The sequence below is a fragment of the Citrobacter sp. RHB20-C16 genome, assembly GCF_013890155.1.
GTDB classification, from domain to species: domain Bacteria; phylum Pseudomonadota; class Gammaproteobacteria; order Enterobacterales; family Enterobacteriaceae; genus Citrobacter_A; species Citrobacter_A amalonaticus.
In genome coordinates this window covers 2,081,145-2,101,842 of sequence record NZ_CP057630.1, presented here as the reverse complement: position 1 = coordinate 2,101,842, position 20,698 = coordinate 2,081,145, and the positions used below count along the sequence as shown (strand labels likewise).

23 protein-coding genes are annotated in these 20,698 nt (G+C 56.0%); 7 read left to right on the top strand and 16 right to left on the bottom strand.

Translation table 11 applies throughout. The features are described from left to right. Positions 1–8: 8 nt before the first annotated feature. Positions 9–944, bottom strand: a complete 936-nt coding sequence (locus HVX64_RS10080; RefSeq protein ID WP_044258009.1) for a LysR family transcriptional regulator — start codon at positions 942–944, stop codon at positions 9–11. A 110-nt stretch (positions 945–1,054) separates the two neighbouring features. On the opposite strand from HVX64_RS10080, the gene HVX64_RS10075 reads away from it, so the two are divergent. Beyond that, complete coding sequence (locus HVX64_RS10075) at positions 1,055–2,248, top strand: MFS transporter (protein ID WP_044258011.1); 1,194 nt, start codon at positions 1,055–1,057, stop codon at positions 2,246–2,248. Positions 2,249–2,331: 83 nt separating this feature from the next. On the opposite strand, the gene flgL is transcribed toward HVX64_RS10075, so the two are convergent. The 11 genes from flgL to flgB form a co-directional block, all read right to left on the bottom strand. Continuing rightward, the gene (gene flgL / locus HVX64_RS10070; protein ID WP_043000994.1) at positions 2,332–3,285 is read right to left on the bottom strand and encodes a flagellar hook-associated protein FlgL; all 954 of its coding nucleotides are present in this window, start codon (positions 3,283–3,285) and stop codon (positions 2,332–2,334) included. Between the two features lie 14 nt (positions 3,286–3,299). Further along, the gene (gene flgK, locus HVX64_RS10065) at positions 3,300–4,934 is read right to left on the bottom strand and encodes a flagellar hook-associated protein FlgK (protein ID WP_044258013.1); all 1,635 of its coding nucleotides are present in this window, start codon (positions 4,932–4,934) and stop codon (positions 3,300–3,302) included. A gap of 65 nt (positions 4,935–4,999) precedes the next feature. Next, entirely contained in the window at positions 5,000–5,950 is a 951-nt protein-coding gene (gene flgJ, locus HVX64_RS10060) for a flagellar assembly peptidoglycan hydrolase FlgJ (protein WP_044258015.1), read from the bottom strand. Continuing rightward, a complete protein-coding gene (locus tag HVX64_RS10055) occupies positions 5,950–7,047 on the bottom strand; it encodes a flagellar basal body P-ring protein FlgI (RefSeq protein WP_043000997.1) in 1,098 nt (365 codons plus the stop codon). The genes flgJ and HVX64_RS10055 overlap by 1 nt, the downstream gene beginning before the upstream one ends. Before the next feature lie 12 nt (positions 7,048–7,059). Then, entirely contained in the window at positions 7,060–7,758 is a 699-nt protein-coding gene (gene flgH / locus HVX64_RS10050) for a flagellar basal body L-ring protein FlgH (protein ID WP_042319652.1), read from the bottom strand. 57 nt (positions 7,759–7,815) lie between these two features. Further along, complete coding sequence (gene flgG, locus HVX64_RS10045) at positions 7,816–8,598, bottom strand: flagellar basal-body rod protein FlgG (protein WP_042319653.1); 783 nt, start codon at positions 8,596–8,598, stop codon at positions 7,816–7,818. Between the two features lie 13 nt (positions 8,599–8,611). Next, positions 8,612–9,367 carry a flagellar basal-body rod protein FlgF gene (gene flgF, locus HVX64_RS10040; RefSeq protein WP_044258017.1) on the bottom strand — a complete coding sequence of 252 codons (756 nt, stop codon included), beginning with the start codon at positions 9,365–9,367 and terminating at the stop codon, positions 8,612–8,614. A gap of 20 nt (positions 9,368–9,387) precedes the next feature. Beyond that, positions 9,388–10,668 carry a flagellar hook protein FlgE gene (flgE, locus tag HVX64_RS10035; RefSeq protein WP_044258019.1) on the bottom strand — a complete coding sequence of 427 codons (1,281 nt, stop codon included), beginning with the start codon at positions 10,666–10,668 and terminating at the stop codon, positions 9,388–9,390. A 25-nt stretch (positions 10,669–10,693) separates the two neighbouring features. Then, positions 10,694–11,392, bottom strand: a complete 699-nt coding sequence (flgD, locus tag HVX64_RS10030) for a flagellar hook assembly protein FlgD (RefSeq protein WP_043001000.1) — start codon at positions 11,390–11,392, stop codon at positions 10,694–10,696. Positions 11,393–11,404: 12 nt separating this feature from the next. Further along, the gene (flgC, locus tag HVX64_RS10025) at positions 11,405–11,809 is read right to left on the bottom strand and encodes a flagellar basal body rod protein FlgC (RefSeq protein WP_043001001.1); all 405 of its coding nucleotides are present in this window, start codon (positions 11,807–11,809) and stop codon (positions 11,405–11,407) included. A 3-nt stretch (positions 11,810–11,812) separates the two neighbouring features. Next, positions 11,813–12,229, bottom strand: coding sequence for a flagellar basal body rod protein FlgB (flgB, locus tag HVX64_RS10020; RefSeq protein ID WP_042319669.1), 417 nt, complete (start codon positions 12,227–12,229; stop codon positions 11,813–11,815). Between the two features lie 156 nt (positions 12,230–12,385). On the opposite strand from flgB, the gene flgA reads away from it, so the two are divergent. From flgA to flgN, 3 genes are all read left to right on the top strand, one after another. Then, a complete protein-coding gene (gene flgA, locus HVX64_RS10015; RefSeq protein WP_043001002.1) occupies positions 12,386–13,042 on the top strand; it encodes a flagellar basal body P-ring formation chaperone FlgA in 657 nt (218 codons plus the stop codon). 93 nt (positions 13,043–13,135) lie between these two features. Then, on the top strand, positions 13,136–13,429 hold the full coding sequence (flgM, locus tag HVX64_RS10010) for a flagellar biosynthesis anti-sigma factor FlgM (RefSeq protein WP_043001003.1): 294 nt from the start codon (positions 13,136–13,138) through the stop codon (positions 13,427–13,429). 8 nt (positions 13,430–13,437) lie between these two features. Further along, positions 13,438–13,860, top strand: a complete 423-nt coding sequence (gene flgN, locus HVX64_RS10005) for a flagella biosynthesis chaperone FlgN (protein WP_044258021.1) — start codon at positions 13,438–13,440, stop codon at positions 13,858–13,860. Positions 13,861–13,944: 84 nt separating this feature from the next. On the opposite strand, the gene murJ is transcribed toward flgN, so the two are convergent. The 4 genes from murJ to rimJ form a co-directional block, all read right to left on the bottom strand. Then, positions 13,945–15,480 (bottom strand): murein biosynthesis integral membrane protein MurJ, encoded by a 1,536-nt coding sequence (gene murJ, locus HVX64_RS10000; protein ID WP_044258023.1) that lies wholly within the window; start codon positions 15,478–15,480, stop codon positions 13,945–13,947. A gap of 110 nt (positions 15,481–15,590) precedes the next feature. Further along, positions 15,591–16,514 (bottom strand): Gfo/Idh/MocA family oxidoreductase, encoded by a 924-nt coding sequence (locus tag HVX64_RS09995; protein WP_044258025.1) that lies wholly within the window; start codon positions 16,512–16,514, stop codon positions 15,591–15,593. 1 nt (position 16,515) lies between these two features. Then, the gene (locus HVX64_RS09990) at positions 16,516–17,163 is read right to left on the bottom strand and encodes a YceH family protein (RefSeq protein ID WP_043001007.1); all 648 of its coding nucleotides are present in this window, start codon (positions 17,161–17,163) and stop codon (positions 16,516–16,518) included. A gap of 9 nt (positions 17,164–17,172) precedes the next feature. After that, positions 17,173–17,757: a ribosomal protein S5-alanine N-acetyltransferase gene (gene rimJ / locus HVX64_RS09985; RefSeq protein WP_043001008.1), complete on the bottom strand. Its 585-nt coding sequence runs from the start codon at positions 17,755–17,757 to the stop codon at positions 17,173–17,175. 292 nt (positions 17,758–18,049) lie between these two features. Here rimJ and mdtH point away from each other — a divergent pair, with 292 nt between their 5' ends. From mdtH to HVX64_RS09970, 3 genes are all read left to right on the top strand, one after another. Further along, complete coding sequence (gene mdtH / locus HVX64_RS09980; protein ID WP_044258032.1) at positions 18,050–19,258, top strand: multidrug efflux MFS transporter MdtH; 1,209 nt, start codon at positions 18,050–18,052, stop codon at positions 19,256–19,258. Positions 19,259–19,321: 63 nt separating this feature from the next. Then, positions 19,322–19,969, top strand: coding sequence for a glutaredoxin 2 (grxB, locus tag HVX64_RS09975; RefSeq protein WP_043001010.1), 648 nt, complete (start codon positions 19,322–19,324; stop codon positions 19,967–19,969). 130 nt (positions 19,970–20,099) lie between these two features. After that, on the top strand, positions 20,100–20,660 hold the full coding sequence (locus tag HVX64_RS09970; protein ID WP_043001011.1) for a lipoprotein: 561 nt from the start codon (positions 20,100–20,102) through the stop codon (positions 20,658–20,660). Positions 20,661–20,698: the final 38 nt, after the last annotated feature.

The window sequence follows — 20,698 nt, the reverse complement described above, 5'->3', positions numbered from 1 at the left end:
CGGCTTTTTTATTCCCCTTCAGGTCGGCGCATTCCCGCCAGTTCCGGCATCACCTTTTTCATCAACTCCAGAAACTTACGCAGGCGAGTGGGATAATAACGCGCCCAGGGATAGACCAGGTGTACTGGCAAAGGTGCGGCCTGCCAGTCAGGAACCAGCTCGACGAGTCGTCCCTGCGCGATATCCTCGGTCACCGTCCAGCTTGACACCACCACCACGCCTAACCCCGCCAGCGCTGCATTGCGCGCTACGTAGATACTGTCGGTACTCAGTCGCGGCGTGATCGGAAAGGTCACCGGTTCCCGACTGTGCTGATGGCTAAGTGAGACGTTGTGTTGATAGAAGGTGTTGACGGCAATCCAGGGCAGCGACGATAGCTGTTCTGGCACCGCGATCGTTGCAAATTGCGCCAGCAGCGCCGGTGAAGCGACCACGCTACGCGGCACTTCCGCTAGCAGCACCGAAACCGTTGCCGGATCGACCTCCGCGCCCACGCGGATCGCGCAGTCGATATTGTCGCTGAGAAAATCGACCGTTTTATCGTTGAGCATCCACTCCACCGACAGATTGGGGTAGCGCGCTAAAAAGTGCAGTAACGGCGTGAGGAGCTGCTGCTGACCAAAAGCATGCGGAGCCCGCACCCGCAATGTCCCGACGGGCTCATCTTCCGTGACGTTGAGTCCGTCCTCCAGTGCCAGCCAGGCGTCAATGATATGTTTGGCGTGCTGGTATCCGCGCTCGCCGTCGTCCGTTAGCTTCATGGCGTGCGTGGTACGTAAGACCAGTTTTACCCCCAGCATCGCCTCCAGCGACTGCAACCGCCGACTGATTGTCGCCTGGGTCGTGTTCAACTGACGAGCGGCAGCTGACAACGATCCGGCCTCCACGATGCGCACAAACGTTCGCATCAGTTCCACCCTGTCTATACGCTCATTCTTTTTCATTCATTCGATGCTCATACGCTTTACGTATAATCGTTTTACCACTTCGCTGACTACCAGACTACCGCCATTCAGAGAAAAATAGCCTCACACCTGTGATTGAGGATTTTGAAATGCACACACCGTCTCGTTGGCTGATCTTTGTTCTGGCGCTGGGCGCAGGCTTCAGCGTTGCCGCCATCTACTATGCACAACCGTTGTTACCGCTAATGGGGGCCGATTTGGCGCTCAGCATCACCGGCATGGGACTGGTGCCCACGTTAACGCAGGCCGGTTATGCGTTGGGGATCCTGTTCTTATTGCCGCTCGGCGACCGTTACGATCGGCGCTGGCTCATTCTGATGAAAAGCGCCGCGCTCGCCCTGTTGCTGCTGGCCTGTAGCGTCACAGGCCAGGTGCATTCTCTGCTGACCGTAAGCCTGTTGCTGGGGATGGCAGCGACGATGGCGCAGGATATCGTCCCGGCGGCGGCGATTCTCGCCCCAGAGGGCAAACAGGGAAAAACGGTCGGGACAGTGATGACCGGCCTGCTGCTGGGCATTTTATTGTCACGCACCGTGAGTGGTCTGGTCGGAGAAGCCTTTGGCTGGCGGGCAATGTATCAACTCGCCGCGCTCAGTATTGCCCTTGTCGGCGTATTGCTGTGGAAAGTCCTGCCCGCATTTACAGCCCATTCCACGCTGAGTTATCCCGCACTGATGGTGAGCCTGGCGCAGTTATGGCGTCGCTACCCGGCACTACGTCGTGCCGCCCTGGCGCAAGGTTTTCTGTCCGTCGCGTTCAGTGCGTTCTGGTCAACGCTGGCCGTGATGCTGGCAGAAAACTATCAGATGGGCAGCGCCGCCGCGGGGGCATTTGGTATCGCCGGGGCTGCCGGAGCGCTGGCTGCGCCGTTGGCCGGTCATCTGGCAGATAAGATAGGTGCAGAAAAAGTGACGCAACTGGGGGCATTGCTGGTGACCGTTTCTTTTGCGCTGATGTTCCTGTTACCCGCGTTGCCCGTGCACGCACAGTGGTTGCTGATTGCGCTCTCCGCCATCGGCTTTGACCTGGGACTGCAATCGAGCCTGGTGGCGCACCAGAATCTGGTCTATAGCCTCGAACCGCAGGCCAGGGGGCGTCTGAATGCACTGCTGTTCAGCGTCATCTTCATTGGCATGGCGCTGGGCTCGGTGCTCGGCAGTCAGGTGTATGCGCTGGCAAACTGGCAAGGCGTCGTCACGCTGGCCACCCTCAGTGGCACCATTGCGCTGATCATCAGACTGGCGGGAAAGCGTTCCTCTGCCCCTCTGAGGGTTAGCGTGTAACCGACAAAAAAATGCCCGCTCCGGGGTGAGAGGGAGCGGGCAGATAAAACATACCCAGTTTCATGATATGTTTCAAATCGGTATTAGCGGTTGAGCTGGAATAGCGACATCCCCTGCATATCGGTAAAGGCTTTATAAGAGGCCTGGAGCGCCGCCTGCTGCATGACGTACGATGAAATGGCCGCGTTCCAGTCCACATCCACCAGATTACTCATCTGCTGCGTTTGTCCTAGTGCGCGATCGGTGCCCAGCGAGTCCAGACTCTCCAGTTCCTTCAGTTGCGTCCCCAGTTCCGCACGCACGCTCAGTACATTATTAAGCGAGTTTTTCAGGCCACGGTTGGTTTTATCAATCACCGCTTTTGCCTGTTCTTTCAACGTCGCATCGTCACCCACAGGGGAATTCAATGAGGCAATCGCCGAATCCAGCATTTTGAACAGGTTGGTTTCGGACGTCCCGTTGTTCGGTTCCGGAACCGCATTACTGGTGATCTTGTCGAAAATTTTGTTGCCGGTGTGGCCGATGGTCATCGAACGGGAGGCATCCACCTGCTGAGTGATATTCTCCGTACCGCCGTTGTAGGTACCGTCAGCCTGAGCAAACGGAGCCGTTTCCGTTTTATAACCGGCAAAAATATAGCGACCGTTACCGTCGGTACTGTTTGCCAGGTTCATCAACTGATCGCGGATACCCTGTAAGTCCGTCGCCAGCGAGGCGCGGTCATCATCACTCAGCGTTCCGTTACCGGCGCTGACGATTTTTTCTTGTGCGCTTTGTATCGCCGTCGTCACCTGGTTTAACACGTTCTCTTCCAGCGAAACCTTCTGCGTGGCGAAAGTCCTCGCCAGGGCGAACTGGCTGTTCTCCGACTGCGCCTGTGACAACACCACGGCCTGGGATGCGGCGATAGGATCGTCAGACGGATTAATTACCCGCTTCCCCGTCGACATCTGCTCACCGTATTTCATCCACTCCGCCTGGGAATTGGTGATACCGCGCATGTTCTGCTGGTACATCATTTGGGTACTGATACGCATCGTTTCCTGCTCCCTTAGCGAATACTCAGCAGTGCATCAAACAGAGAGTTGGCGGTTTGCAACACCTGGGCATTGGCCAGGTAATACTGCTGGAAGCGTTGCAGGTTGCCGTACTCTTCGTCAAGGTTAACGCCGGAAATGGACTGTTGCTGATTGCTCAACTGCGTCACCACGTTGCCCTGGGTGGTGCTGCTGGTTTTCAGCGTTGCGGTTTTGCTGCCCACGTTGCTGACCAGCGTAGCGTAGGCGTCGTTAAACGATTTTGAACCACCTACCGTTGTGCTGTCCTTTTGCAAATCCAGCAACGCCTGACCGTTACGGTTGTCGCTTTCACCGGCCGTTGCGTCCTTCGCCATCGCAATTTGCGATTCGTTGGTCACCAGAACGCCCATATTGATGATGGCGTCGCTGACCGGCTTGACGATGAAGCTGTCATTTTTAGCAGGGCCAACATCGATGTTAATCTCCAGGCCATCAAAGGTCAGTTTGCCCGCGTTTTCGGTCGCTTCAAAAGAGGTGTTATCCGCAAGACGCGTCACCTGCCATTTCGCTCCGTCATAAACCACTTTATAGTCAGTCGCCTGAACCTCTGAGGCGGTCTTAACGGTCGCGCTGATGCTGCCGGTATTCTTGCTATTTCCATACACAGCCGGGTCGCCGATGCTGAAGAAATCGACATTATTTTTGCCGTTCGCATCATACCCTTCACGGTGCTGCTGGTTAAACGCATCGGCGAACGCCAGCGCCAGTTGTCCCAGCGTGTTGCGCGTCTGATCCAGATCCTGGGAACGGAAGGTCAGCAGACCACCGAGCGAACCGGTCGTGATCAGTTTTTCCGGAATTTCGATGTTGCCCGCGATGGAATCGACATAGGCAACGGTGATTCGTGAAGGGTCGGACTGCGACTGTACCGCCGCTAGCTGACGGGCATTACTTCCCTGCACCAGTGAATAGCCGTTCGCCATCGTGATGTTATAGGTGCCGCCGTCCTGAACGCTGACTTCCACGCCGACAATTTTGTTCAGCTCACTGACCAACTGGTCGCGCTGATCAAGCAGGTTATTCGGCGATGCCCCGGCACCCACACCGGTCAGACGCGAGATCTGGTCGTTCAGGCTGGCAATCTGCTTACTGTAGTTGTTGATCTGATCGACGCTGGAACCAATCGCGATATTGACCTGCTTGTCCTGATCGCGCAGATACTGGTCGGTCGTTTTAAACTGGTTAACCAGCCCATTGGCTTTGCCAATCAGCGTCTGGCGCGCCGCCGGGTCTTCGGCGTTACTCACCAGCGTTTGCAGGCTGGTGAAAAAATCCTGCATGGACGAGGAGACAGAGCTGGTTTTGCTGGCCAGCAGGTTGTCGATTTTGGACATCTGCTCATAACGGGTCGTCAACCCGCTACTCTGGTTCTGCGCCGCGCGCAGTTGATTGGTGATGAACGAATCATATTCACGCTGTACACCGGAAACATAAACACCATTGCCCACCCAACCGCCGGCACCCAGCGTGCTATTGGCTTGCGCCATAATGGTCGTCTGACGGGTATAGCCCGCAACGTTATAGCTGGAAATGTTGTTACTGGCAGTATTCAGCGCCGCCTGAGCCGCGCTCAGCCCGCTCATGGCGTTATTAATCAAGCTGGACATGGAAGTTCCTTTTAATCCTTCAGTTACAGATTATTATCGGCAGCAGGTCACAGGACTTGAGCCATTTAGAAGAGATTGTCGAGATTCGTGTTGTAGGCGTTGCTCACCTTCTCGCTCATCGACTTCAGCTGTTGGATCATACTGGTCAATTTACGTGCATAGTTCGGGTCGGTGGCATAACCGGCGCTTTGCAGTGCCTGCGCGCCCTGTTCCGCGGTAACCGCCGTGGTCACCGCCGCATAGCGTGGATTGCGGGTCAGCAGACCGACGTAATCTGACAACGCTTCAAGGTACGAGCTGTACACGCGGAATTTGGCCTTCACCTTTTTCGCTTCGCCGTTTTCATATTCGGTCGTGGTGATTTCCGTCACCGGCCCCTTCCAGTTACCCGAGGCCTTCACGCCAAACAGGTTGAAACTCGGCTCGCCGTTTTCCCGGCGAATTTGCCGCTGCCCCCAGCCTGACTCCAGCGCCGCCTGCGCCAGAATCAGGTGATGCGGTACGCCGCTCTGCTCACTGGCCAGACGGGCCGGCAGCGACAGTTGCGCCAGGAAGTCTTTGCTGTCGCCGGAGAGCGGTTCGTCATTGCTCTGCGGTGTTTTCGGCATCGCTTTACGCACCAGTTGCGTCAGCGCCTGGTTCTGGTAACTGGTCACCGTTTCCAGCGGGAACTTCATCGGCACCTGCGGCGTTTCTTCCGTAGGCTGCGCCTGCCCCTGCGTCATCTGTTTGACCATCATTTCCGCCAGCCCCAGACCTTTTCCGGCGGTCATCTGCTGCGCAATCTGCTGGTCATACATGCTGGTATACAGACGCGTTTGATCGCTGCTGAAGACGCCATCTTTTGGCAGGGCTTCACGCATGCTTTTCAGCATCATCTGGACGAACATGCCTTCCACCTGGCGGGCCACCGGGCGGATATTCGCCGCCGGATCCTGACCGGCTTTCGCCTTCAATTCATTCAGCGATTGCGCATCCCAGGCGGCGCTGGCCATCAGTTTGCTGTCGCTAATCATCAGATGATTTCCAGTTTCGCGCGTAAGCAACCGGCGCTCTGCATCGACTGCAGAATTGACATCAGATCCATCGGCGTCGCCCCCAGCGCATTCAGCGCACGGACCACGTTGTTCAGATTGGCGCTGGAACGAACGCTTTGCAGCGAACCGCCGCTCTGACGCAGATCGATTTGCGTTTGCGGTGTCACTACCGTCTGCCCCCCGCCAAACGGCGTATCCGGTTGACTGACATTAGCCTGACGGTTAACGGTCACGGAGAGATTCCCCTGCGCTACAGCACAGCTATCCAGCGTCACTTCGCGGTTCATCACCACCGAACCGGTACGTGAGTTGATCACCACTTTTGCATCCTGTGGCGTCACGTTCACTTCCATGTTCTGAATATCCGCCAGGAAGCGCACCTGAGAGCTGTTGCCGCTCGGTACGCGGACCTGAATCGTGCGCGCATCCAGTGCGGTGGCGCTGCCAAAGCCGCGTGACCGGTTGATGGTGTCAGCAATCTGCTGCGCCATGGTGAAGTCTTCATTATTCAGTTGCAGGTTTAGCGTATTACCCGCGCCGAACTGGCTGGGCAACTCGCGCTCGATTGTCGCCCCGTTGGTGATCCGTCCGCCGTTAAGCTGGTTCACCTGCACGCTGCTGCCGCCCGCAGACGCCCCGGCGCCGCCAACTAAAATGTTGCCCTGCGCCAGCGCATACACCTGGCTGTCGACCCCTTTCAACGGCGTCATCAGCAGCGTCCCCCCGCGCAGACTTTTCGCGTTCCCCAGCGAAGACACCACCACGTCGATGGTTTGTCCCTGACGACCAAAGGCCGGGAAGGAGGCGGTTACCATGACCGCCGCGACGTTTTTCAACTGCATGTTCGTCCCGGTCGGCACGGTAATACCCAACTGCGAGAGCATGTTGTTCAGGGTCTGGGTGGTAAATGGCGTCTGGGTGGTCTGGTCACCGGTCCCGTCCAACCCCACCACCAGGCCGTAGCCAATGAGCGAGTTTTCGCGCACGCCCTGCACGCTGGTCAGATCGCGGATACGATCGGCATGCGCCAGCGTGGCGACGAGGACCAGAACCAGTCCAACTACAGATTTCAACATGGGAGACCTCGCTTACATCGGCGACAGGTTAAGGAAGAAACGCTGGAGCCAGCCCATATTTTGCGCTTCGTTGATGTAGCCGTTTCCGACATATTCAATACGTGCATCCGCCACCTGAGTTGACGGAACGGAGTTGCTGCCGCTGATGGTGCGCGGATTCACAACCCCGGAGAAGCGGATGAACTCAGTGCCCTGGTTGATGGCGATCTGTTTCTCACCCACGACATGTAAATTGCCGTTAACCAGCACCTGATCGACGGTCACGGTCAGCGTGCCGCTAAAGGTATTGCTGGCGTTGGCCCCGCCCTTACCGTTAAAGGTATTACCGCCGGACGCCTCGACATCCGCTCGCGCATTGCCGAATAATCCTTGCAGATAGCGTGGTACGGTATCAAAGCCAAAGTTGGTTTTGCCGTCACGGCTGGCGTTGGCAGAAGAGCTTTTACTGGCGCTGACGTTTTCCTGCAGCACAATGGTCAGCGTATCGCCGATGTTGCGCGGACGACGGTCTTCAAACAGTGGCTGATAGCCATAGTTGATTGGCTGCGCGGACTGAAAAATCGAACCATTTGCCACCGGCGTCGGGCCAGGAACAGGCTGCGCCGTGGTCGCGCCCTGGACGAGCGGAGTGGAAGGAATCCAGGCACATCCTGACAGTGAAACCACCAGCAGGGCCATGATCGGGTAAGCGTGCGCAGCGTTTTTTTGCATTGCCTTTATCTTCTGAATCAGGGTGCCGGTGAGACAGAAGCCTCACCGGACAACACCTTAGAGTTGCGTCAGTTTTTGCAGCATCTGATCGGTCGTTGAGACCGCTTTGCTGTTGATTTCGTAAGCGCGTTGAACCTGAATCATATTGACCAGCTCTTCCGCGACGTTGACGTTTGAGGTCTCGACATAGCCCTGGTACAACAGGCCCGCCCCGTTCAGACCCGGCGTGCTTTCATTCGGCGCGCCGGAAGATTGGGTCTCGGTATACAGGTTTTCACCAATGCTCTCCAGACCGGTATCGTTCATGAACGTGGTCAGATTAAGCTGCCCCACCTGCACGGGCGCCGCCTGTCCCTGTTGGGTCACGCTCACCACGCCGTCACGCCCGATGGTGATGCTCAGGGCGTTAGCCGGAATGGTAATCGCTGGCTGAACCTGGAAGCCGCCAGCCGTCACCAGTTGACCATTTTGATCGACCTGGAATGATCCATCGCGGGTATATGCAGAAGTACCATCCGGCAGCAGAACCTGAAAGAACCCCTGACCTTTGATGGCGACATCTTTACTGTTGTTGGTTTGCGACAGGTTGCCCTGGCTGTGCAGACGCTCGGTCGCCACCGGACGCACACCGGTACCGATTTGCAGACCGGACGGCAGCGTGGTCTGCTCAGAAGACTGAGCGCCAGGCTGACGAATGGTCTGATAAAGCAGATCTTCAAACACCGCGCGCTGACGCTTAAAACCATTGGTGCTGACGTTTGCCAGGTTGTTGGCAATCACATCCATGTTGGTTTGCTGCGCGTCCAGGCCGGTTTTGGCGATCCATAATGAACTGATCATAAAGTGTCCTGTATTAAGTCATCGACAGCAGTTGGTTAGCGCGACCAGCGTTGTCATCCACGCTGCTGATAACCTTCATCTGCATTTCAAAACGGCGGGCGCTGGCAATCATGTCGCTCATCGCTGACACCGCATTGACGTTGCTCCCCTCCAGTACTCCCGACATCACGCGAATGGTCGGATCGGCCTGCAGCACCGGGCCACGGGTTGCCTGTGCGGCGGCGGTCAGACGGAACATCCCGTCGTCACCACGCTGTACTTCATTCCCCTCAGCCTTCACCAGTTTCAGACGTCCCACCGGCGCGATGGTGTTTGCCGGATCGCCGGGATTCAGCGCTGAGATGGTGCCGTCCGCCGCGATGGTGATTTCCGACCCTTCCGGCACCGCAATCGGCCCGGCTTCACCAATCACCGGGTGACCCTGAATGGTCAACTGTCCGGTCGGATCCACCTGAATGCTGCCGTTACGGGTATAGCCTTCGCTGCCGTTCGCGGTCTGTACCGCCAGCCAGCCATCCTGCTGTAACGCCACGTCCAGCGGACGCGAGGTGTAATCCATCTGGCCAGGCGTCATATCAGCCCCCGGCGTGGACGCCGTGACCAGCGTACGCGTCGGCAATGACAGCCCTTCGACGGGGACGGCGCGCAGCGCATTGAGCTGTGCACGGAATCCCGGTGTCGAGGCGTTGGCCAGGTTGCTGGCCGTCACCGCCTGTTGGTTCAGCGTCTGACTGGCCGCCCCCATCGCGGTATAGATTGCGTGATCCATTACGTTATCCCGTCAGGCGCTTAGCGCAGGTTAACCAGCGTGTTGAGGATCTGGTCCTGGGTCTTGATGGTCTGCGCGTTCGACTGATAGTTACGCTGGGCGACGATCATGTTCACCAGTTCTTTACTCAGATCCACGTTCGAAGACTCCAGCGCGCCGTTGGTCAGCTTACCGAAGTTACCCGTTCCCGCCGTTCCCAGCAGTTCCACACCTGACGCCTGCGTGGCGGCCCAGACGTTATCGCCCTGAGAGGACAGACCTTCGTTGTTAGCGAAGTTCGCCAGCACGATCTGCCCCAGCACCTGCTTCTGTTCGTTGGAATAGTTTCCGACGACGGTGCCATCGTCGTTAATCTGATAGCTGACCAAATCGCCCGGCTTGTAGCCGTTCTGCGTGGTGGCGATAACGGCGTTAGTCCCGGTGTTCTGCTGCATGGAGTTTTGCAGGCTGAGGGTGAAGGTCGCAGGAACCGCGCCATTGACTGTACCGGTAGTAATGGAGAATGACGGTGTGGCATTTGCCGCGCCAAGCGTCCAGGTTGGTTCAGTGGCAGGTGGAACAGGCGCAACTTCAGTATATTCTTTTACGTTATCCAGACCGCCGTTCTTGTCGAATGTCATCTGCGCGGACTTCACCAACGGCGAGTTGGCGACGCTGGAATCCTGCGTCCAGATATCCCATGTGTTATCACCCGTTTTAACGTAAAACAGGTTGATGTCATGTTGATTACCCTGGCTGTCGAACACCGTCACGGGTGCACGTTTGTTGTAGCTGTCAGCATCGGTTGGTTTGAAAGGTGTGTTCGCCGGAATCTTGTCCGTCGAGTTCAGGTTGATCTGCATTGCCGCCGTGTCGGTGCTTTTCGCCCCCATCAGGGTATTCGGGATGGTGATCGGACCCGGGTTTGCCCCTTGCTGAATGGTCGGCGGCGTACCCGTTGCCGGATAGCCGGTCAGTTGCATGCCCTGCATGTTGACCAGGTTACGGTTTTCATCCAGTTTGAACTGGCCGTTACGGCTGTAGAAAACTGAGCCATTGCTGTCGACCAGACGGAAAAAACCGTTCTGGCTGATAGCGACATCCAGACCGCGACCGGTGTTGGTGGTCGTACCATCAGTAAAGTCCTGAGTAATGCCAGCGACTTTTACGCCCAGACCGACTTTAGAACCGGCAAACATATCCGCAAAAGACGCCGCACCGGATTTAAAACCATAGGTCGCGGAGTTGGCGATGTTGTTACCAATGACATCGAGGTTGGTGGCTGCGGCATTCAGGCCGCTAACCGCTTGTGAAAAAGCCATGATGACTCCTGATTAGTGTAAAGGCTTAGATTATCTGCCGTACTTCGTCGAGGGTGGTGGTTCCGTAAGTGCCCAGATCCAGGGTGTTACCGCCATTGCTGCGAATCACCCCTTGTACCAGCGCAAACTGCAAGGGCTGCGCCACCAGTTGCGTCGAGCCGTTGCTGGCGTGAATCGCCACGTTATACGAGCCGTTCACCGCCGTGGTGCCATCCGTCAGAGTGCCGTCCCAGGTAAAGGTATGAACACCCGCCTTCAGCGCGCCAATCTCAATTGTGCGCACCACTTTGCCGTCTTTGTCGGTAATGGTGGCGGTGACTTTGTCAGCCGGCTGTTGCAGCTCAACGCCAAACGGCGTGGTGGTGGTGGTGGCTCCCTCTTCGGTGCCTTTGCCCGCCAGAACGGTGGTACCCGGGATCATCACACCATGACCAATCAGCGTACTGGCCTGTAGTGACTGGTTGTTGTCGATCTGTCCGGAGATCGACCCCAGGGTCGTATTCAGTTTCTCAATACCGCTGACGGTACTGATCTGCGCGAGCTGTGTGGTCAGCTCGTTGTTCTGCATCGGGTTGGTCGGGTCCTGGTTTTTCAGTTGCGCCACCAGCAGCGTCAGAAAGCTGCTTTGCAGATCGGCGGCATTGCTGCCCGACAGGGAACTCCCGTTGCTGCTGCTTTTCACACCGGTGTTTGTCGGATCGTTAACGTTTACCGCAATTGACATGGCTGCCTCCTTTTACTGGCCCAGTGTCAGCGTTTTAAGCATCATGCTTTTAACGGTGTTGAGGACTTCGACGTTCGCCTGATAGCTGCGGGAAGCTGACATGGTATTAACCATCTCACCGACCACATCGACGTTAGGCATCTTCACGTAGCCATTGGCATCGGCCAGCGGGTTACCGGGTTCATAGACCAGTTTGTCCGGCGCCTGGCTCTCAATGACGTCCGACACTTTCACGCCCCCCGTTACTGCACCGGGAGCGGCATCCACCTGGAAGACCACCTGCTTTGCGCGATACGGTTGACCATCCGGTCCCGTGACGCTGTCGGCGTTGGCCAGATTACTGGCGGCCACGTTAAGGCGCTTGGACTGCGCCGTTAATGCCGAACCGGCAATATCAAAAATATTCAGCAGCGCCACGGATTAGTTCCCCCCCTGTAGCACGTTCATCATGCCTTTAATCTGCCCACTCAAGGCAGTCAGGCTCATCTGGTACTTCAGGCTGTTATCCGCAAACTGCGTGCGCTCCCGGTCCATATCGACGGTATTGCCGTCGAGTGAAGGCTGGTCGGGAATGCGGTAGAGCAAATCCGTAGACGGTGCGGTGATGGCCTGGGCGGGAATATGCTGTGCGGAGGTTAATGCCAGCGACACACCGCTGGTTTCTTGCCGTCCGCGCACCATGACTTTTTTTAACTCACTGGCAAAATCCATGTCGCGCGCCTGATACCCCGGCGTATCGGCGTTCGCAATGTTAGCGGCCAACACCTCTTGCCGTTGGGCGCGCAGATTCAGCGCTTCCTGTTGAAAACGTAAGGCGGCGTCGAGCTTATCGAGCATATCTCCTCCGCAGATGACAAAATTCAGCCGACAGCTTAAATCCCATTACGCGCGCGTTATCGCTGGAATAAACGCAAAATGGGTCGCTATTTATTGCGTTGATGGTTGCGTCACACGGGTAGAATCCTGTCATTGCGAAAACGGCGGGAGGTGACGATGCAAACGTTAAAACGTGGATTAGCCATGCTGGCGCTGCTGTTCAGTCCCCTGACGCTGGCCCAGGATTTGAATGCGCAGTTGAACGACTGGTTCGGACAGCGTCTGGCCGGATTCAGCGATGATGTGGTCGTGACCGTGCGAACGCCCCCCAACCTGTTGCCGCATTGCGACACACCGGCGTTCAGCATGACCGGGGCAAAACTGTGGGGAAACGTGAATGTGCTGGCACGTTGCGCCAATGAAAAACGTTATCTGCAGGTCAACGTGCAGGCGACGGGAAACTACGTAGTCGCAGCCGCGTCCGTTGCGCGTGGCGGCACGCTTGGCCCGGCCAGCGTCACACTAAAACGCGGTCGCCTTGATCAGCTCCCCCCCCGTACCGTGCTGGATATCAGCCAGGTTCAGGATGCGGTGAGCTTGCGCGATCTCGCGCCGGGACAGGCCATCCAGCTCAATATGTTGCGCCAGGCGTGGCGCATTAAAGCCGGACAGCGCGTGCAGGTCGTTGCCAATGGCGATGGATTTAGCGTCAATGCGGAAGGAAAAGCGCTGAACAATGCGGCGGTCGCGCAGAACGCACGAGTGAGAATGTTATCGGGTCAGATTGTCAGTGGCATAGTCGATCCTGATGGGAATATTCTTATTAACCTATAATGAGTTAAAGATTTTGTTGCGGCTGCCGATAGTGATTACACATTCGATGATAGCTGGCCGCTACAGCATAACCCCTCGATGAGGATGATAAAAATGAGCATTGACCGTACCTCACCTTTGAAACCCGTTAGCACCGTTCAGGCGCGTGAAAATACGGATACACCGGTCCTCAAAGCGCGTCAGGAAAAAACCTCGACGGCAACCAGCACCAGCGTGACGTTAAGCGATGCTCAGGCAAAACTGATGCAGCCCGGCGTGAACGATATCAATATGGAACGTGTTGAAGCACTGAAAACCGCTATTCGTAACGGTGAGCTGAAGATGGACACGGGGAAAATCGCCGACTCGCTGATCCGCGAGACGCAGAGCTATCTCCAGAGTGAGTAACTGACCGTATGACGCGCTTGTCAGAAATACTCGATCAGATGACGGCTGTCCTGAATGACCTGAAAACGGTAATGGATGCCGAACAGCAACAACTTTCCGTTGGCCACATTAACGGTAGCCAGCTGCAGCGTATTACAGAAGAAAAGAGTTCTCTGCTGGCGACCCTGGATTATCTGGAACAGCATCGACGGCTGGAACAAGACCCGCAGCATAGCGCGAATGATGACGTCGCCGAGCGCTGGAAAGCGATTACCGATAAAACGCAGCACTTACGCGATCTGAACCAGCACAACGGCTGGCTGCTGGAAGATCAGATTCAGCGCAATCAACAGGCGCTTGAGGTTTTAAAGCCCTATCAGGAACCGTCGCTGTACGGCGCGAACGGTCAACCCTCTTCTGCCTCTCGCGGCGGGAAAAAATTCTCTATTTGATGATTACCGGATGGCGGCGTTTCGCCTTATTCAGCCTACAGCGTTTTGTAGGCCGAATAAGCAAAGCGCCATCAGGCATCGTGATTACACCGTCCGGCGCGCAAACTCTTTCACTTTAAAGCCCATCACCGCCAGTGCGGCAAAGTAGGCGGCAATGCCGGCCACAACCACCGCCATCAGGCGAAGCAGACGCCACGGCATAGTCCCCAGCGACCACTCCGGCATAATATGCAACATGCCAACCAGCACGGCTGACATCACCAGTACGGCGATAACGAGGCGAATCAGAAACCCCATCCACCCCGGTTGCGGGGTGAAAATGTTCTGCTTACGCAGTTGCCAGTACAGCAGTCCCGCGTTCAGACAGGCGGCAAGCCCAATCGACAGCGACAGCCCGGCGTGCTTCAACGGTCCAATAAACGCAAGGTTCATCAACTGGGTCATGATAAGCGTCACAATGGCGATCTTAACCGGCGTTTTGATGTTCTGCCGCGAATAAAAGCCCGGTGCCAGCACTTTCACCACAATCAGCCCCATCAGCCCTACGGAATAAGCAATCAACGCACGCTGCGTCATCAGCGCATCGAAGGCCGTGAATTTACCGTACTGGAATAATGACGTAATCAAGGGGCCAGACAGGATCCCAATCGCCACCGCACTCGGCAGCGCCAGCAAAAAGCACAGACGCAATCCCCAGTCCATCAGGCGGCAATATTCGTCATGGTCGCCTTTTGCAAAGCTCTTCGACAGTGAAGGCAGCAGAATGGTCCCCAGCGCCACGCCCAGTACCCCCGACGGAAACTCCATCAGGCGGTCCGCATAGTACATCCACGAAACGGAACCAGACGCGAGAAAAGAGGCGAAAATGGTGTTAATGATCAGTGAGATCTGGCTGACGGAGACGCCGAGTATCGCCGGGCCCATTTGCTTCACAACCCGCATCGCCCCCGCATCGCGGAAGTTAATCCGCGGCAGCACCAGCATGCCGATTTTCTTCAGATGCGGAAGCTGATACACCAGTTGCAGCACGCCGCCAACGGTTACCGCCCATGCCAGCGCCAGCACCGGTGGATTAAAATACGGCGCGGCGAACAGCGCGAAACCGATCATGCTGATGTTCAAAAACGTGGGGGCAAACGCCGGAATGGAGAAGCGGTTCCAGGTATTGAGGATTGCTCCGACCAGCGACGCCAGCGAGATCAGTAAGATGTACGGAAAGGTGATTTGCAGCAGTTTGGTGGTTAACGCGAATTTATCGGCGGTGTCGGCAAACCCCGGCGCCGTCACCATAATCACCCACGGGGCGGCCAGCATCCCGGCAACGGTGACCACAGCAAGCGCCAGCGTCAGCAGTCCCGACACGTAAGAGACAAACACGCGAGTGGCGTCTTCGCCCTGCTTGCTTTTATATTCCGCCAGAATAGGGACAAAGGCCTGAGAAAAAGCGCCCTCCGCAAATATGCGGCGTAGCAGGTTAGGTAATTTGAATGCCACAAAAAAGGCATCGGTTGCCATCCCGGCACCAAAGATTCTGGCGACAATCGCATCACGTGCAAAACCCAGCACACGTGAAAACATCGTCATTGAGCTGACGGCGGCCAGCGATTTTAATAGGTTCATAGCTTTTTTATTCCAGACCCTACGGCAAAACGCCTGCAGTGCAGGCGTTGGAAGAGGCGCTTAGTCTACCTGGATTATGGTGAATTACTACCGCCAGATGTTACAGGTGATTATTCGCTCATCGCCTCGCGCCAGAGCTTTTCCACCACGCGCTGGGCAAGGATCGCCTGCTCGCCCGCGGTTTCCGGAACCGTCTGATTTTGTACACATTCCACAAAATGGCGTGCGCACCCCACGAATCCACGCTGTTCAAGCGTGGTTTGCCAGCCAGGAACCGGTTTGTGCAAGACACCCTGCCCGCGCTCTTCACGCCACTCGCGCATATCCGTCACGTCAATCAGCCCGCCATCGGTCACCGCCTGTACGCTCTCTCGCTGACTGCCCGCCCGGCGATGCATACTGGTGGTGATTTGCAACTGACTGGTCGCGAAATGGTGCTCTGCATACAGCATCTCGCCCGTGTCGTTGGTTTGTAGCGTCCCGCTGCTGAGCTGGGCGTTGCCGCCCGCCAGCCACAGTGCGGTGTCAACGACATGCAAATAATCATCCAGCAGCGTGAACCGCAGATCGTGAGGCCCCACGCTGTCGCTACGGTGTTTATCCATCCGCAGAGACGCCGCCGTCCCCAGTTCCGTCTTCAGCTCTCGGTACCGTGGCGCAAAGCGACGATTGAAACCGACCATCAGCGTCAGATTTTTCTTCGCCGCTAACGCCACCAGCCGCTCAGCATCACGTAAATTTTCCGCCAGCGGCTTATCAACGCAGACATGAACGCCGGCATTGAGTAATTCACTGACGACGGCGTAATGGGTTGCCGTGCTGGAGTGGACAAACACCGCGTCGCAGCCCGCGGCAAGATCGGTCAGCGAACCGGCATACGGAATGCGCCAGGCTGCGCAGATTTTCTCCGCTTTTTCACGCGACGGCGACCAGGCGGCCTGTAGCGTCCAGTCGCTGGCGGCGCCAAGCACGGGTAACCAGGCCTTCTGGGCGATGCCCCCAAGCCCCACCACCCCGATACGTAATGTTGTCACGTTATTCTCCCAGATGTTCCAGTAGCGACTCGAGGCGCTGTTTCAGCGCGGCGACTTCGCTTTCCAGCACCTCGACGCGGGCCTGTAGATCTCCCGTCACCGCCTGTGGCTCATCGGCCAGGGCAACCGGCTCCTGCACGGCGCCACAGAACAGATGCATATAACGGCTTTCACGCTTACCCGGTTCGCGCGCCAGACGGACGACATAAGGGCCGTCTTCCCGCGTTGCCAGGCGTTCCAGCGTTGCCTCGACTTCCGCCATATCGCTGAACTCATACATTCGCGAGGCGCGACTGCGCAATTCGCCCGGCGTCTGCGCACCGCGTAGCAGCAGTGTCGTAACCAGCGCCACCTCCGCGGAGCTCAATTTCAGGTTGCCAAACTCCGAGTTACAGAAACGCTGCTCATACTTGGTGACGCGGCTACCAAAGCCGCTGACCGTGCGCAGAAAATGGCGCTTCACCAGATTGTCGAGGTGCTCCTGCACCTCGTGCTCCGCCATATTCATCACCGGTTCACGGTTGGTTTTCTGATTGCAGGCGGTGACCACGCCATTTACGGAGAGCGGATATTGCTCAGGCGTCGTGACCTGTTTTTCGAGCAGACAGCCAATCACACGGGCTTCAGCGGCAGTTAATGCATATTTCATAGGGTGTCCTCACCGACCTGCGGTCCATTCTGATGTCGTTAACGCCGTCAGCACGTGGTCGCGCCATTGCCCGTCAATCAACAGATAATCTTTTGCGTAGCCTTCTTTTTCAAAGCCAAGTCGCGCCAGTAAATCACCGCTGCGTTTATTGTGCGGCATGTAATTCGCCATAATGCGATGAATATGTTGCGTGCGTTGCATATAACGAATCGCGGCGGTCAGCGCTTCAAACATCAGCCCCTGCCCCTGCCATTTCTGCGCAATGGAATACCCCAGATAGCAGGCATGGAAAGACCCCCGCACCACGTTAGAAAAATTCGCTACCCCAATGACCTCTTTTTCATCCGGGTCCAGCAGCGCAAAGTAATAGGCGGAACCTTGCTTATGAAATTCGGCAATCATGCTCAGCCGCGCCTGCCAGCCGGAGGGATAGCAGTGGCTTTCATCACGAATCGGTTCCCAGGGTTTTAAGAAATGACGATTTTCCGCGTAATAATCTGCCAGACGCCAGGCATCACGCTCATGCACTAAACGCACGACCAGGCGGTCGGTGGTTAAGCGCACTTTTGGCACGTTACTGCGATAGCCAAACATATTTATTCCTACTCCTTCCTGAATCGCCGTTACACCCTGATTGACTTACTATACCTGTGCAAAACCACCCTGTGAAAAGTGCAATTTGCCATTTTTTGAATTATTCCGCCATTTTGATGAAAGCTCTCTATCAAGATGGACTTTTGATAAAAAAATATTGTCCCGGCGAGGGTGGGCAAAAAGGCAGCAAAGCCGCAGAATAGGAGATACTTCGCTTTATCTACTCTCAATCATTCGAATGCCGCAAATTCCGCGCAACTCGAAGAATGACGAGTGTTTCCCGGGAGGGGAAATGTCGCGTGTCTCGCAGGCCAGGAACCTGGGTAAAACTTTCCTGCTCATCGATAATATGCTGGTCGTGTTGGGCTTTTTCGTCGTGTTCCCGCTGATCTCAATTCGCTTCGTCGACCAAATGGGCTGGGCCGCCGTGATGGTCGGCATTGCGCTGGGTCTGCGTCAGTTTATTCAACAGGGACTGGGCATTTTTGGCGGCGCGATTGCCGACCGTTTTGGCGCGAAACCGATGATCGTCACCGGCATGCTGATGCGCGCCGCCGGGTTTGCCACCATGGGGATCGCCCATGAACCCTGGCTTTTGTGGTTCTCCTGTTTCCTGTCCGGTCTCGGCGGCACGCTGTTCGATCCGCCGCGCTCGGCATTGGTGGTGAAGCTGATTCGCCCGCATCAGCGGGGTCGCTTCTTCTCAATATTGATGATGCAGGACAGCGCAGGGGCGGTTATCGGCGCGCTGTTAGGCAGTTGGTTGTTGCAGTATGACTTCCGTCTGGTTTGCGCGACCGGGGCAATATTGTTCGTGCTCTGCGCCGCCTTTAACGCCTGGCTGCTGCCCGCGTGGAAACTCTCTACTGTGCGTATTCCGGTACGGGAAGGAATGAGTCGGGTGCTCAGTGATAAACGCTTCGTCACCTATGTGCTGACGCTGGCGGGCTATTACATGCTGGCGGTGCAGGTCATGCTGATGCTACCCATTATGGTCAATGACATCGCCGGTTCACCTTCCGCGGTGAAATGGATGTATGCCATTGAAGCCTGCCTTTCGCTGACGCTGCTCTACCCCATTGCGCGCTGGAGTGAGAAACGGTTTCGTCTTGAGCATCGCCTGATGGCGGGCCTGCTGCTGATGTCACTGAGCATGTTACCCGTGGGGTTGGTGAGTGACTTGCAGCAGTTGTTCACGCTGATTTGCACTTTCTATATCGGTTCGATTATTGCTGAACCCGCCCGTGAAACGCTCAGCGCCTCGCTGTCGGATGCCCGTGCGCGCGGTAGCTATATGGGCTTTAGCCGTCTGGGGTTAGCCATAGGTGGTGCCATCGGGTATATCGGCGGCGGCTGGCTGTTTGATATGGGGAAACTGCTCCAGCAACCCGAGTTACCCTGGATGATGCTGGGGATCATTGGCTTCATCACTTTCCTGGCGCTGGGCTGGCAGTTTAGCCATAAACGCACGCCGCGCGGCATGCTGGAACCCGGCGCCTGATTTGATACCTGTGCGTGTCTCCTCCATACTGAAAGGGAACTGACAGTCAAATGGAGGAGAAACGTGAAGCTTTATATTTACGATCACTGCCCTTTCTGCATCAAAGCCCGCATGATTTTTGGCCTCAAAAACATCCCCGTCGAACTGATTGTCCTGGCCAACGACGATGACGAAACCCCAACCCGAATGATTGGCCAGAAAATGGTGCCCATTCTGCAAAAAGACGACAGCCGCTATCTACCGGAAAGCATGGACATCGTCCATTACGTCGATCAACTGGATGGCAAACCGCTGCTCACCGGCAAGAAAAATCCTGCTATTGACGAGTGGCTGCGCAAAGTGAACAGCTACGCCAATCACCTGCTGCTGCCGCGTTTTGCAAAATCTGCGTTTGATGAGTTTTCCACCCCTTCGGCACGCAAATACTTTACTGAGAAAAAAGAGGCGATGATTGGCAGTTTTGCCGACCATCTTGCCCATTCCGCTGGCCTGACCAAAAAAATCAGTGAGGATTTACGCACACTGGATAAGCGCATTGTGCAACCCAATGGAGTAAACGGTGAGCTTTCCGAAGACGACATCCAGTTATTTCCCCTGTTGCGTAATCTGACGCTGGTGGCCGGTATCAACTGGCCGACACGGGTTGCTGACTATCGCGACAATATGGCGAAACAGACGCAGATCAATCTGTTATCATCAATGGCGATTTAACGTTTACCGGCGGTGGCTGAGTCATACAGGCTGCCGCTTTTTTCAGTTTTTTCTACTGGCGAAGTTCGCGCTGGTGACACATGCTGCGTTATGTCAGGATTAAGACGATCGCATCGTGTAGAGGAACCCCATGAAGAAGATTTTTTTTGCTGCCGCGTTGATAGTTGGCGGCCTGTTGACCGGCTGTAATCAGCTCACACAGTACACCGTAAGCGAACAAGAAATTAATCAGGCGCTCGAAAAACGCAACAACTTTGCCAAAGATATCGGGCTTCCGGGCGTTGCCGATGCGCATATCGTCCTCAATAACCTCTCCAGCCAGATCGGTCGTGAAGAGCCGAACAAAGTGACGCTGACCGGCGATGCAAAGCTGGATATGAATTCGCTGTTTGGCAGTCAGAAAGCAACCATTAAGCTAAAACTGAAAGCGCTGCCAGTCTTTAATAAAGAAAAAGGGGCCATCTTCCTGCAGGAAATGGAAGTGGTGGATGCCACCGTGACGCCGGAAAAAATGCAGTCAGTGCTGCAAACTCTGATGCCTTATCTCAATCAGTCACTGCGTAATTACTTTAACCAGCAGCCAGCGTATGTCCTGCGCGAAGACAGCAGCAAAGGCGAAGCGCTGGCGAAAAAGTACGCCAAAGGCATTGAGGTGAAGCCGGGCGAAATCATCATCCCGTTCACCGATTAAATGACAAAGGCGCTGCGGCGCCTTTTTTTACGTGCAAA